Here is a 14,235-nt window from a genome sequence, read left to right as displayed (position 1 = left end):
GAAAATAAGGAAATAAATTTATGAAACTTATAATTGGTTTGTTTGTATGCTTATTGGTAATTATTATTATCAGCCAACCCAATTTATTATGGATGTTGTATAGGTTGGTTAGCATAATTATTCTTGCAAGAAAAGTAGATTCAAATAAAGCAATAATTAAAGAGCAAAAAATAATAGATTCGATATTAATATACGCAAAAGATTTTGAAAATATCTGTATAAAATACAAAAGAAATAATAATAGTATATGCGGAACATTTTTTCTGCTATATTTAAAATTTTTTTCACTGGCATTGGGAGTTTTATATAAATCAAAGGGAAGCTATGAAGGACTTTTATATACATCAAGGGGAAGCTATGAAGATGCTTTACCTTACTATAAAGCAACCTTAGCAATCACCAAAAAATTGGTGGGAGTTAACAAGAAATATTACCATATTATTGCCAAATATTTATATGAGTTACTCGTATTGTACAAATTAATGGAGAGATATGAAGATGCTATATCTGTATGCGAAGAATCTTTGGAAATTAGAAAAAATACATTGGGAATTTACCATGTTGATACTGCATATTCTTTAATGCAGTTAGGAATTTTATACGAAAAGATAGGTAGATATAGAGATTCTATATCCATTTTTCAACAATGTTTAGAAAATAGCAAAAATATATTAAAGATAGATCCACTTTATAACGTAGTATGTTTAAATAGTTTACTTATGATTTACGAATTAATGGAGATGTATGAAGATGCTCTATCTGTTTCCAAAAAATTCTCTATGAATCTCCAAAAAATCAACAATTATGATATTAAAAATCATGAAAGATATAAAAAATATTTAAATAGTTCAAGCTTGTATCTATCAATAGAAAGATATGAAGATGCTTTATCTGAACTTCAACAATCATTAGAAAATCATAAAAATACACTGGGAATTAACCACATTGATACTGTATTTTGTTTAAATCAGTTAGGAATATTTTACGCATCAATGCAGATGAATGAAGATGCTTTATCTTGCCTTGAAGAATCTTTAAAAATAGGAATTAAGCACTTTGATAATAGAATGTATTTAGATTCTCTAACAATATTTTACGAATCCATGGGGAGGAATGAAGATGCTATATCTATCTGTGAAAAATCAATAGAAATTTGTCAAAACACATTGGGAATACACCACACTTATACTGCCAGTTCGCTCAGTTTGTTAGGCATATTATTCTCGAATATGGAAAAATATAAATATGCTTTATCTTATTTTGAACTATCTTTAGAAATTTATGAAGATATCTTAGGAATCAACCACATTTATGTTGCCGGTTGCTTAGAGTCTTTAGGACGTGTGTATTACTGTATGGGACGTTATAAAGATGCGTTACCTCTACATGAACGCTCTTTAGAAATTCATAAAAATGTCTTTGGAATTAATCACTCTAAAACTGTAAAATCTCTACTAATACTGGGATGTTTATTGATATGTATAGGTGATATAAATACAGCTTTTCAGATGATGTTACAATCTTCCAGCATCCAATTAAAATTAATAGCTCAAGTTTTTAAAATTAGCAGCGAAAGACAACGTTTAACTCATTTTCAAAAAAACTACTATAACTTTGAAATGTTTATCTCTGTTGTTTATCAATATTTTTCCAATTCCCCAGAAGCTATACAAGCAGCTTTTGAATTAATCCAAAGATGTAAATTAATTGTTACAGAGACTTCGATTTTACAAAGAAATTACCTATCATCAGGACGTTATCCTCACCTAGATACACTCTTAAAGCAATATCAAGAAAAAATCCGCCAAATCATTAAATTAAGTTTTCAAACTCTTACAGAAGCAGAATGGAATTATCATAAGCAACTGGTTGAAGAGCAACAAAAAATTGAACAGGAACTCAGTCGTCAAATCCCTGAATTAAACTTTGAACAGAAATTAGTAGAAATTGATCGCCGTGCAGTTGCATTAGAATTACCGTCAGGCTCAACATTGTTAGAATTTATGCGGTTGAATATCTTTAATATCTTAGATATTAAAAATCAGACAACAAAATCTGCGCGTTATCTAGCATTTATCTTACCCGCAGGACAACCAGATCAACTGCAAATGATTGATTTAGGAGAAGCTGATAATATTGATCGTCTAATTAAAGTCTTTCGAGAAAATATCATTCTAGGAAAATCAGATGGTTTTGACAGAATGATCAAAAAAATGAAACCTCAAGAAGAACTAGATAAAATCCAAACTAATCCAGAATTAAATGAAGTATTCCAGAATAAACAACAACTAAAACAATTGCTATTTGACCCTATTCAAAAATGCTTACCCGCAGATACTCAAAAATTAATCATCGCTCCCGATGGTGAATTAAACTTACTTCCCTTTGAACTTTTACCTGTCAATAATCATCAATATTTAATGGATGAATATACCATTAGTTACGTGAACGTCGGACGGGATATTATTCGCTTAAAATTCCCCAGTACCACCCAACCTACCGAACCTCTAATTATTGCTAATCCTGACTATAACCTCAATGATGAAAACGCCGTCACTTCCCAAGATACACCTACACAAACCCAGCGCAGCATTGACACGGTTTATTCTGATCTCCACAAATCCCAACCAGACGGTATGTTTGCACCCATACCCGGAACAGGTTTAGAAAGCGTAGAAATATCCCGATATTTAGGGGTAACTCCCCAAACCGAGAAAAACGCATTAGAATCCCTAGTCAAATCCCAATTATCCCCTCGCATTCTGCATATTGCTACACATGGCTATTTTCTGACTATCGAAAACCTGAAACCCTTAAAAGACACCCCTTTTTCTCAGTTAGACAGCCTACATCGAGCGGGAATGCAAAACGTTCAAAATCCTCTTTTAAGGGCAGGATTAGTTTTTGCCGGGGCAAATACAGCGTTAAATGGGGGCAGACTCCCAGCCGCAGCAGAAGATGGCATTCTGACAGCCCAAGATGTAGCCACATTTTTAGATTTAAGCGCGACCAAATTAGTAGTATTATCCGCCTGTGAATCAGGTTTAGGAGAAGTCAAATTAGGGGAATCTGTACACGGTTTAAGACACGCATTTCTCCAAACTGGGGCAAAAAGTTTAATTGTCAGTTTATGGGCTGTGAATGATATTTCTACCGCCATTTTAATGGGTCAGTTTTATCATTATTATTTAGAGGATAAAGAACCAGTAGGAAAAGCATTAGAACTGGCGAAAAGATATGTCTGTAATTTAACTGTGGGGGAAATGCGAGATACTTGGTTAACTGATGAAAAGATTGAATATGTGGGGCGATATAGTGAAGGAATGGAGGATAATTTACGGATATTAAGGAATAATTCAGATGATTATCAACCTTATAGACATCCGAAATATTGGGGGGCGTTTATTTATCTGGGATTAGCGGATTAATAGAGGGTGAATATAATAGTCGTAGGTTGGGTTGACGTAAGGAAACCTAACAAAACTTTTGACAATGTTGGGTTGCGCTGTCGCTTAACCCAACCTACATTTCTACATTTCCTTAACGCCCAAAAGGGGAATATAGAATTAGAGATTGAACAATTAAAAGCTGCTTTAGATAGATTTTTACCTTAACCTTAGTAGACTCAAAAATATCCATTGCCATTATCAACTGGATATATGGAAACTTCTGAGAATATTTTTCAATTTCTATATCTAATAGGATCTATTTTTAAATATTAAATCATGATAGCAAAACTTAAACAAATCGTACCTAATTGAGATTCCTATACAGGTTAGTTCTTAGTTCAAAATAAAAAAATGAATCTAAAAAAATATACATTTAATTACTCATGTAAGCTAAATAAAGAAAAACCAATAATTCTGTTTTTACATGGGTTCATGGGTAATATTCATGAATTTGATCAAGTTATAAAATTACTATTTGCTGATTTTTCCTATCTGGCCATTGATTTACCTGGGCATGGCAAAACTCAGGTTTTAGACGATGAATGCTATCCCATGACATCTACAGCCGCAGCTATTATTCAATTATTAGATGAATTAAAAATTGACCAATGTTATTTAATTGGTTACTCAATGGGAGGAAGATTGGCTTTATATTTGACTTTGCATTTTCCCCATAGGTTTATTAAAGTCATTTTAGAATCTGCTTCTCCAGGTTTAGCAACAGAAACCGCAAGATTAGCCAGAATTAAAGGTGATACTCAAATAGCCAGAAAACTATCTAGAATCATCAATCAAGATGATTTTTATAACTTTCTCAATAATTGGTATCAACAGCCAATTTTTGGTGATATCAAAAATCATCCTCAATACCAATCTATGATATCCAGTAGATTAACAAATCATCCTTTAAACCTAGTCAAGTCATTACAGTTTATGGGAACAGGTTCTCAAGCTAGTTTATGGGAATTGCTAACTAAAAATACTACTCCTCTATTATTATTAGTTGGTGAGAAAGACGAAAAATTTATTGATATTAATATCGCTATGACTGAAAAATGCAACTTGGCTAAATTACAAATAATTCCTCAAGTCGGGCATAATATTCATCTAGAAAACACTGTAGCATTTGTGCAAAATATACAAAAATTTTTAGATCCCCGACTTCTTTAAGAAGTTGGGGATCTTGTTGTTGACTACTTGCGATATAATTTTCCATCTTTAACTTGCACCACAGGATGATGACACAACTTGACGTTAAGTTTGTCGTTCTTCGTTGTGAACTGTTTCCGTATTGCCGTTGAACTCAGAACTCCCAACGATTAACATCTTTCCTAGTCCAACGATAAATCAAGGATTTGTAAACGAACTCTGGTAAGGCTAACATTCGTTGCCACCGCCAAGGTTCTTGATATAGTCTATATAGCCATTCTAAATTATTGTTTGCTAACCAACGGGGAGCGCGAGTTTTTATTCCTGACCAAATATCAAAACTACCACCAACACCTACCCAAATGGAGTGAGGACACAAATGACGGTGTTCAGCAATCCATAATTCTTGACGTGGTACTCCCAAACCAACAAATATTACTTGTGGCTGTAGTTGAGTCAGAGTTTGCAATAACTGTTGTTCTTCTGCTGGGGAATGATAACCAGAATGTGTGCCGGATATTTTGAGAGTGGGAAGTTGTTTTTGCCATAAATCTGCTGCTTTTTCGGCTATTCCTGCTGCGCCTCCATAGAAAAATATTGAAGCAGATGTTTGTTCTTGATCTATTATTTGTAAAAGGCTTTCTGCTAATTCAATTCCGGGAAACCGTTGCACTTTTTGTCCTAATAAATATTGTAAATAGAGAACTACTCCTGCGCCGTCGGGAATAACTAATTCAGCATTTTTAATGATTTTTGCTAATGGGAGATTGCGCTCTGCTTGCATAGTCATTTCGGCATTGAGGGTGACTACATGAGTCCCTTGACCTGCTTTTAAGCAATCTAATAACCAGTTTGGATAATTACTCATTATATGCACTGGTAAACCTAATACGGGAAATACTTGAGGGAATTTAAACATAGTTTCTTGAAAATCAGACTTTAGGCGGATGTTTGATGAAAGGTTAGGGTATCAAATTTTTTCCTGAATAAATAACAATAATTTGTCAAGGAAAACAGTTTAGGGGTTAAGATCCTCTGGACGATCAATATCTGCTAAAGATTGCAGATAGCCAATTGATAAATTTAACTTTTGAGCAATTTCTACTGTTTTTACGAATACTTGAGCAGTTCCCCAGGAAATATTCATAAATAATTCGGCTATTGGTTGTTGTAATCCAATTAAATAATAACCACCGTCCAGGGCTGGTCCCAGGACAAGATTAAAAACCTCTAATTGCTCGAAAGCGGTTGTTAAAATTTGCGAGTTTAGATCAGGGCAGTCTGTACCAATGATGATGACTCGTTCTGCTTTTTGATTAAACGCATTGATTAGCGATCGCTCCATTCTTTTACCTAAATCTCCCTCACCTTGAAATTGATATAGTAAATCATTTCCTAACCAATTTAGCATTACTTGTAAATCGCCACCCGTAAACCGTATTTCTACAGATGTCTTAGACATTTTTTGTAATTCCTTAACCTGAGAAATAGTATCTTCAGTCATCTGCTTTTGTAAATTAGCAGCACCAACATCACCCAAAGCAGGTATTAACCGGGTTTTTGTTTTCCCTGGTTCTGGGTAGCGGGTAAAAATAATCAGATGTTGTTTTGATGGTTTTAAGGAGATCATTCAAAATATGCTGCTATTAAAGATATCGCAACTATGGGTGCGGTGACTGCGCGAAGAATCCGACGACCCAAGGAAATGGGCTGAAATCCTGATGCTATGGCTATTTCTAGTTCTTGATTTGTCCAACCTCCTTCTGGTCCAATGGCAATAATTATCTCATTTGCAGTTTTATTGATTACCTGCTGTAGATGAGGATAATCCCCACGGGCTTCACAGATATAACGATGAGTGGCAGTAGTTTCTTTTATGGCAGTGTTGAAAGCTACGGGTTGGAGGATGGTGGGAACAACAGCCCGTTCTGACTGTTCAGCGGCTTCTGAAGCTATGCGCTGCCAGCGTTCTAGTTTTTGGGGACTGGGATTTAATAGGGTGCGATCGCTCAAAACAGGTGCAATAGAAGTTACTCCCAACTCCGTACAACACCGGACAATTTCATCAAATCCATTTCCCTTTGGTAATGCCATCATCAAGGTAATAGCCACAGGTAATTCAGTTTTTACCTCCAGCGGTTCTAAAACCTCTCCCTGTTCCCCTTGTAACCGCGCTAACCACCATTTCCCCATACCATCCATGACAATAAATTTATCACCATCTCGCAAGCGCAATACCCGCAGCAAATAATGTTGTTGTTGAGGTGTTAATAAAAGCTGGTTGGCTTGAAGTTGCTGGGGATGAATAGTAATGCGTTGAAGTTGTGACATAGGGGAGGAGTCGGGAGTCACCGAGTTAGGAGTCAGGAGTCAGGAGTCAGGAGTCAGGAGTCAGGAGTCAGGAGTCAGGAGTCAGGAGTCAGGAAGAAGAAGAAGAAGAAGAAGTAAAAGTGGTGTTTGATAGCGCAGAGTTAACTATTTTCGTTATTGTAATAATTGTAATAATGCTTGAAACCGCTGTTCACCCCGAATTTTATCAAAATCCGGGTCAGTTTTCGCTAAGTCTTGATATTTTTTGGGGACAAATTGAATAGCTTTTTTGAGGTTATCAATTGCTAGTTCTAGATTATTTTGTAAGGCATAATTACAAGCTTTGTTATAATATGCTTGATGCAAATTAGGCTGGATAGTAATTGCTTGATTATAAGATGCTAAAGCTTCTTTGTAGCGTTGTAATTTAGTCAGAGCAATGCCTCGGTTAATCCAAGCCTCATGTTTGTTAGAGTGAATAGCGATCGCTTCATCATAAGATCTTACAGCTTCTTCGTAATTTCGTAAAGCCGTTAAAGCATTACCACGATTATACCAAGCCTCATCTTTATTTGGGCGAATAGCGATCGCCTTATCATAAGATTCTACAGCTTCTGGATACTGTTGCAACGCAATCAAAGCATTGCCGCGATTTACCCAAGTCTCCGCACTATCGGTTTTAATAGCTATCACCTGATTATATACCCCTAAAGCTTCTTGATAACGATGGGTATCTAACAAGCCATTTCCCTGTAGTAATAAATTTTCTGCTTTTTGACTATCTTGTACCTCTGTAATTAGTTGATTAACATTGCTTTCTTGAACAACTTGTTTGGTATTATCTGGTGAAGAATTTGCCAAATCACTACAGCCAATCGCCAAAAAACTGATTAAACTAGAGGCAATTAATTGTCGCCAAATTACCATACTGCACCTACAAAAATCATACAATTATCCTAAAACTGATGGGAAGTTAAAAGTCGTATCAAAATCAACTAATTGTGCTTAATTGTTGTTTGATTATGTAAACTCAAGATGAAGATTTGGATAAGGTTTTCATCAGAAGTTATGAATACAATACCATACTCGTAGTCAATAAATCAATTATTGGTAAGTACAAACTTAGCTGAACTAGATCAATCTGGTTTAATCATCCTAAAAAAGAATCATCCCACACAAAAATTTTAAACGATCTGTGATAAAATTTACTGCTTGTTGCTTAATGGAGACACAGAATCATAATTATTGGTATTTATCTGCGTTTATCTGCGTTTATCTGCGTTTATCTGCGGTCAAATATTCTAAAAATCTGATTTTATCCAGCTTTATCTTAATTTGGTATTAGAAGTATATAATACTGTAAATGTAAGTATTTTTACGGCGTGGAAATTTATAGTGAGACGATGGGAGGAAAATAAAAATTATGACAATTGAACCTGACTCATCTAACTCAGAAATAAATCAAGAAGATGAATTAGAAACTGGTGGTAGTGATCACTTATTACTAACAGAAGGATTAGAAAAAAAACAAATATCTGGACAATCTGCCTTCAACACAAATATGATCAAAGGAACTGCGTTTCTGGTTGAGAGCAACTCCAGCCTGCAAACGGCTATCACCCCCAGAATTTTATTATTCACTAGTTTGGCGATCGCCACAACTATCATTAGTATTGTCATTAATAACTCATTTCTGGGCATTTTGGGAACTTTGGCAACCTTAGCGTTATCACTGTTCATCCTCTTTCCGTGGTTGCGAAATGTGATCCAAGAGTGGTTTTCACCTCAAGATAGAAATGTATTTGTGGGTTTAATAGGAGTAATAGTAGGAATAATTGGCTTATTCAGATTTACTAATTTAGGTAGTGGCTTACTGCGTTGGGGAAGAAGAGTTAACTGGGATGCCTCTGGTACTTTAGCAGAATGGTTTGGAGCATTGGGACAAATTGCCATTGCCATTATCGCCGTTTATGTAGCATGGCGACAATATGTAATTTCCAAAGACTTAACTATCCAACAAAACCTCCTGACTGTACAGCAAAATATCATTACCCAACAACAAACCATAGACTCCTACTTTCAAGGAGTTTCCGACTTAGTATTAGATGAAGAAGGATTATTAGAAGACTGGCCGCAAGAAAGAGCGATCGCTGAAGGACGCACCGCTGCTATATTTAGTAGTGTAGATGGCAGTGGTAAAGCCAAAATTCTGCGGTTTCTTTCCCGTTCCAAATTACTCTCTCCTCTCCAGCGCGATCGCCGACTAGGAAGAGCTATTCTAGATGGTAGTGGTGGTTATGCCGAAGATCGTTTAGAAGGAGTGCGCGTCATTGACTTAGGTGTCATGTTAGCAGGTGCAGATTTAGCCGACAATGATTTGCGCTGGACAGATTTAAGTGAAGCCAACCTCATTCGTGCTAATCTCAGCAATTGCGATTTAGTCAAAGCCAACCTTTCCCGCACAATCTTATATGATGCCAATTTGACCAACGCTGACTTAAACGGAGTGCGCCTATTTTATGGTTTACCTGAACAGGCATCCCCCCGCAGTCGCACCGAACCACCCAACTACGAAACAGGAGAACACACCGGCGCAGTTGTGGAAAATGCCGACTTCACCAATGCTCAAAGAATGTCCGAATCTACCCGTTACTATTGCTGTACCTGGTGTGGAGAAAAAACCAGACGGACAATTCCCGGTGGTTGTGAAGGAATTCCCAATAAATTAGGAAGATAAGAGTTAGGAAAATGACCATTCTTTAAGTTTCTAAATCTTTAAAGAAATAATTATACTAAGACGCTTCTCTTTGACCTATCTAACAGGAAATTGACAATTCTTAATATTCAAAAATCTTGGAACTAAATCTATAAACCACAAGTCAACAGCCATACCCATCAATGGGTAAAAAAAACTCTTTAAAAAAAACAGACTAAACCTTAACTAATAAGTTTGAGGATAATTTAATTTGATGAAAAATTCCAAATTTCTGCAAATATCTAGTGCGGCTTTATTGAGTTTGGGAATCTTCCAAAACATAGCTTTTGCTCAACCAATTCAACGCCAAATAAGAATTCCCGCTTCTTCAACTGTAGAGAGAAATTTATCTCAAATAAAAATCAATCCCCTTTATCTTGAACGAGAACAAAAAGCTCCCTTAATCATTAAAAATCAAATACTGGAATTACGCCGTGATATCCAGTCAAAAAATCTAACTTTTGAGGTAGGTTACACCACAGCCTTAGATTATAAACTAGAGCAACTAGCCGCCACCAAAGCACCAGATGATTTACCAACACAGGCTAATATCCAAAATGCCGTTGCTGCACAAATCTTAAATATTGATTTAGCCGAACGCGAAAAATTTGAACGCATTAATCCAGGAGTAATCCCTGAATTACAATTAATTAAAGCTCGTGGCTGCTTTGCTTCCGCAAAATCCTTTGATTGGCGGACTTTCAATAAAGTTACCCCAGTTCGGAACCAAGGAGGTTGCGGCAGTTGTTGGGCATTTGCTACCTTGGGAGCATACGAAGGTAGTAATCTAATTCGTAATAACACTGCTGCTGATGCTTCAGAACAGCAAATTATCAACTGGGGTGGTTCAGGTAGTTGTGGTGGTGGTTGGTGGTCTAAAGCATTTGATTTCCTCATTAGCAAAGGCACAGCTACCGAAGCTACTGTACCCTATACAGCAACCAATAATCCCTACAACCCCAGCATAGCCACTCCCTACCGTTCCATAGCCTGGGGATATGTTAAACCTGATGGTGGAATTCCCACAGTTGCAGAAATGAAACAGGCTATGTGTAAACATGGACCCCTAACAGTTGCAGTGCGGGTTACTCCTGCTTTCCAAGGTTATGTTAGCGGCGTATTTAACGAACAAGCACAAGGTCCTATCAATCATGGTGTCACCCTCATTGGTTGGGATGATCAAAAACAAGCTTGGTTAATCAAAAATTCTTGGGGTACAGGTTGGGGTGACAATGGTTATATGTGGATTGGTTATAACAGTAATAGCATCGGTTATGGCGCAGCTTGGACTCAAGCCAGAAGCAACTTCTACAAGCTTTCTCCTGACTTGTTGAAAAAAATCAACATCTTCCAAATCAATCCAGAATTAATTAAAGTTAATTCCAAAAACATCTCTCGATAATTTTTTGATTTTAGGTTGGGTAAAGCGCAAGTTTTATCTGACCTAAATTGATTTTTTTGAATTCACTCGACAAGGTAGATTAAAATTATGACTTTTACCAAGCGAGTCTTTTTGATTATTTCTCTGCTAACTACCTTGACCATTATTTTTCAAGTTAGTAATGCTGCTACTCCTCCCATGTCTAACTCAGAAATCACTGTCAACGATACTAACAATAACAGTCAGATTATTATTCAAAAAGGTAATATTATGATTGTTGAATTGTTAACCAACCCAGGAACAGGCTATAGTTGGCAAATTATTAAAAATGATCCTGATAAACTCAAATCTTTGGGAGATTCAGTATTAAAACCAATAGAAGCAGAAGCCCCAGGAGCATCTGAAAATCAAGTTTTCCGGTTTTTAGCCCAAAATTCGGGCTTAACCATGCTAAAACTTCACTATTTACGTCCCTGGGAAAGAAATCTTCCACCGTTAAAAACTTATAAAATCAACGTTCAAATTCGTTGACAATAAAAAGCATTTTCTCCTTCTTCCTTCTTTCTTCCTCCTTCTTCCTTCTTCCTTCTTCCTTCTTCCTTCTTCCTTCTTCCTTCTTCCTTCCTCCTTCTTCCTTCTTCCTTCTTCCTTCTTCCTTCTTTCTGACTCCTGACTCGGTGACTCCTGACTCCTGACTCGGTGACTCCTGACTCCTGACTCGGTGACTCCTGACTCGGTGACTCCTGACTCGGTGACTCCTGACTCGGTGACTCGGTGACTATAAATTTTCTGGCAAAGTCAGAATTTCTACGCCATCTTCCGTGACAGCTATGGTATGCTCGAATTGAGCAGAAAGTAAGCGATCGCTTGTTACCGCAGTCCAACCATCATTCAGCATTTCGGCTTCGTGAGTGCCTTCATTAATCATTGGTTCAATAGTAAACACCATCCCGGCTCTAAGTTTCTTGCCTCTACCTCTGATGCCATAATGGGGAACATCCGGTGCAGTATGGAAAATATTGCTGATTCCATGTCCCACAAAATCCCGCACCACAGAAAAGCCGAAAGACTCCGCATACTCTTGAATCGCTGCCCCAATATCCCCAATTTTTGCCCCTGGTTTTACTTCTGCAATCCCCAACCGCAAACACTCTTGGGTTACCTCTACTAACTTTTGGGCTGTGGGGGAAGGATTACCCACTAGAAATGTTTTTGATGTATCACCATGATAACCTTCAACAATAGGCGTAACATCTATATTAATAATGTCCCCATCCTTGAGAATTTGTTTAGCATTGGGAATACCATGACAAATCACCTCATTCACACTGGTACAAATAGATTTAGGATAACCTTTATAACCTAAAGGAGCGCTTTTTGCTCCATGCTTTTGAGTCCATCTTTCCGCTTCATCATTCAATTGTAGAGTGCTAACTCCCGGTTTAACCAAAGGTTCTAAATGTTGTAATAACTTGGCGGCCAAGCTGCCAGCACGGCGCATTTTTTCGATTTCTCGTTGGGATAAAATGACTATGGTTTCGATTTTCATTAATTTTCTATCTACTCTTTTAAAAATATAGTTAATCCAGTTGTTGCTGCTCTGTGTGCAGCATCTGCTACCTTGAGAGCATATAAGCTTTGTTCTGGGGTGATATATAAGGGACTACCATCAAATAGATGGTCTAATACCATAGTTGTATCTTTGGCAAATAAACCCCGTCGCGTTCCCACTTCAATCAACTTTGTTCCTGCTGCTAAGACTAACATTCCGGTATCACCATCGAGAATTATTTCCCCTTTTTCACCTTGAACTTCTAATTTGCGTTCTGATTGCCACAAAGTTTCACCTTTGCCATAAATTACCTGTGCCAATAATCCACTGTCAAAGCATAATTGGGCTGAACATAAACAGGTTTGGTAATAATCAGACTCAGTTTGCCAATATCGTTGGTGACAATTGACAGTGAAGACTTCACCGAACAAATCAATCAGACGATGTAACCGAGATAATGCCCCAATTAGGGGAAAGCCAAACATCCCATGATTATAAGTCCACTTACGCGGGGCTGGATGCTGGGGATTCAGGGTACTATAGCGAACATAAAACAAATCACCAATTTGGTCTAGGTATTGTTTTAAAGTTTGATGCCAACCACCCAATAATTCAATGTGTTCGACGTGCAGAAGCTTGTTGACTGTTTTTGCTAAAGCAATCAGTTCTTCAGCTTCTTTGACATCTACAGACAAAGGATATTCAACAATGACGTGTTTACCGCTAGATAGGGCAGCATAAGCAATTTTACCATGATCTTGATTAATGGTGCAGATCACCACCATATCTAAATCTTCCCGTTCTACTAGCTGTTGCCAAGAATCCATCGCTTCAGTTGCGTATTCCTGGGCTAAAACCGCTGTCCTTTCGGGATTGCCAGTTATGGCTATTAAATCAGTTCGAGGATCTTGTAATAACGCCTCAGCCCTGAGCTTGGCCGCATAGCCTGTTCCCACCAAACCGACTCTGAGATTGTGTGTACATAAAGGTAGTTCGTTATTGTCCATGAATTTATCACCAATTTTCAATGTTTCGGTTTAATGCCGTTGGTATTTTATCAACAAGCAGACTCAGAGGATGTCTGAAAAGTTTTGAGAAGGTGATTCTGATTACGCCAGTTGCTTTAACATTAAGATTTTTTTCTTTTTCCCCTACTTATTGAGCCGATACTTCAGTAACAAGGTGAGATATGATATGATGGTATAAATAGTGGATACTCCCTATTTTCTTTGATATTTTTAGTCTCAGTGTTTTTTATGCTTTTTTCACCTCTTCTCCATAAATTTTAGTTATTTTTCCTCTGTATTTACTCAAATCCTCTCTGAGCAAGCTTTCTGCCTTTCTCTCACTGTTAAACTCACGTTAAAATATGGTTCAAACAATTAGCCGTGTAGACCTATCATCTCTAACGCCCGATATATTTAAAGACCAATATCGCAAAGAAGTAAAACCTGTTGTTATTACAGGATTACTAGACGAAGACAGCGAATGGAACCTCCCATTTCTCGCTGAAAAACTGGGGGATCACGAATTTAATTTCCGCGACTACGGTAAGCAAAGGAATGACTCGCAGAACAAACAAGCGATGGGGGTAGGAAGTGGAACTATTACCCGAAGAATGCGATTCTCCGACTATGAA

12 protein-coding genes and 1 pseudogene are annotated in these 14,235 nt (G+C 37.1%); 6 read left to right on the top strand and 7 right to left on the bottom strand.

Annotated features, from left to right (window positions below; genetic code table 11):
• The first annotated feature begins 20 nt into the window (after positions 1 to 20).
• Together FJR08_RS05495 and menH are read left to right on the top strand one after the other, a co-directional pair.
• Entirely contained in the window at positions 21 to 3,428 is a 3,408-nt protein-coding gene (locus FJR08_RS05495; RefSeq protein WP_168632466.1) for a CHAT domain-containing tetratricopeptide repeat protein, read from the top strand.
• Between the two features lie 372 nt (positions 3,429 to 3,800).
• Positions 3,801 to 4,619 carry a 2-succinyl-6-hydroxy-2,4-cyclohexadiene-1-carboxylate synthase gene (menH, locus tag FJR08_RS05490; RefSeq protein WP_168632465.1) on the top strand — a complete coding sequence of 273 codons (819 nt, stop codon included), beginning with the start codon at positions 3,801 to 3,803 and terminating at the stop codon, positions 4,617 to 4,619.
• Positions 4,620 to 4,752: 133 nt separating this feature from the next.
• Here menH and FJR08_RS05485 read toward each other — a convergent pair whose 3' ends face one another.
• The 4 genes from FJR08_RS05485 to FJR08_RS05470 all read right to left on the bottom strand — a co-directional run bounded on the left by FJR08_RS05485 (position 4,753) and on the right by FJR08_RS05470 (position 7,835).
• Positions 4,753 to 5,517 carry a WecB/TagA/CpsF family glycosyltransferase gene (locus tag FJR08_RS05485; protein WP_168632464.1) on the bottom strand — a complete coding sequence of 255 codons (765 nt, stop codon included), beginning with the start codon at positions 5,515 to 5,517 and terminating at the stop codon, positions 4,753 to 4,755.
• Between the two features lie 99 nt (positions 5,518 to 5,616).
• Positions 5,617 to 6,228: a TIGR04282 family arsenosugar biosynthesis glycosyltransferase gene (locus FJR08_RS05480; RefSeq protein ID WP_015079446.1), complete on the bottom strand. Its 612-nt coding sequence runs from the start codon at positions 6,226 to 6,228 to the stop codon at positions 5,617 to 5,619.
• A complete protein-coding gene (locus FJR08_RS05475; protein WP_168632463.1) occupies positions 6,225 to 6,929 on the bottom strand; it encodes a 16S rRNA (uracil(1498)-N(3))-methyltransferase in 705 nt (234 codons plus the stop codon). The genes FJR08_RS05480 and FJR08_RS05475 overlap by 4 nt, the downstream gene beginning before the upstream one ends.
• 153 nt (positions 6,930 to 7,082) lie before the next feature.
• Complete coding sequence (locus FJR08_RS05470; protein ID WP_168632462.1) at positions 7,083 to 7,835, bottom strand: tetratricopeptide repeat protein; 753 nt, start codon at positions 7,833 to 7,835, stop codon at positions 7,083 to 7,085.
• A 496-nt stretch (positions 7,836 to 8,331) separates the two neighbouring features.
• Between FJR08_RS05470 and FJR08_RS05465 the strand changes: the two genes are divergently transcribed.
• From FJR08_RS05465 to FJR08_RS05455, 3 genes are all read left to right on the top strand, one after another.
• Positions 8,332 to 9,645 (top strand): pentapeptide repeat-containing protein, encoded by a 1,314-nt coding sequence (locus FJR08_RS05465; protein WP_168632461.1) that lies wholly within the window; start codon positions 8,332 to 8,334, stop codon positions 9,643 to 9,645.
• Positions 9,646 to 9,877: 232 nt separating this feature from the next.
• Positions 9,878 to 11,065, top strand: coding sequence for a C1 family peptidase (locus tag FJR08_RS05460; RefSeq protein ID WP_168632460.1), 1,188 nt, complete (start codon positions 9,878 to 9,880; stop codon positions 11,063 to 11,065).
• Positions 11,066 to 11,152: 87 nt separating this feature from the next.
• Positions 11,153 to 11,575: a protease inhibitor I42 family protein gene (locus tag FJR08_RS05455; RefSeq protein WP_168632459.1), complete on the top strand. Its 423-nt coding sequence runs from the start codon at positions 11,153 to 11,155 to the stop codon at positions 11,573 to 11,575.
• Here the strand turns inward: FJR08_RS05455 and FJR08_RS23120 are convergent.
• The 3 genes from FJR08_RS23120 to FJR08_RS05445 are packed head-to-tail and all read right to left on the bottom strand — an operon-like array spanning position 11,563 to position 13,603.
• Complete coding sequence (locus tag FJR08_RS23120; RefSeq protein WP_217357483.1) at positions 11,563 to 11,928, bottom strand: hypothetical protein; 366 nt, start codon at positions 11,926 to 11,928, stop codon at positions 11,563 to 11,565. The genes FJR08_RS05455 and FJR08_RS23120 overlap by 13 nt on opposite strands.
• On the bottom strand, positions 11,823 to 12,593 hold the full coding sequence (gene map, locus FJR08_RS05450; protein WP_015079452.1) for a type I methionyl aminopeptidase: 771 nt from the start codon (positions 12,591 to 12,593) through the stop codon (positions 11,823 to 11,825). Before map ends, FJR08_RS23120 begins: the two co-directional genes overlap by 106 nt.
• An 11-nt stretch (positions 12,594 to 12,604) precedes the next feature.
• Complete coding sequence (locus tag FJR08_RS05445) at positions 12,605 to 13,603, bottom strand: Gfo/Idh/MocA family protein (protein WP_168632458.1); 999 nt, start codon at positions 13,601 to 13,603, stop codon at positions 12,605 to 12,607.
• 362 nt (positions 13,604 to 13,965) lie between these two features.
• Here FJR08_RS05445 and FJR08_RS23115 point away from each other — a divergent pair.
• A pseudogene (locus FJR08_RS23115) lies at positions 13,966 to 14,235 on the top strand (cupin-like domain-containing protein); the annotation flags it as partial.

It is taken from the genome of Dolichospermum sp. UHCC 0260 (assembly GCF_009711985.1).
Classification (GTDB): domain Bacteria; phylum Cyanobacteriota; class Cyanobacteriia; order Cyanobacteriales; family Nostocaceae; genus Dolichospermum; species Dolichospermum lemmermannii.
Note: the sequence above shows the minus strand (reverse complement) of the source record. Positions and strands in the feature narration are given on the sequence as shown.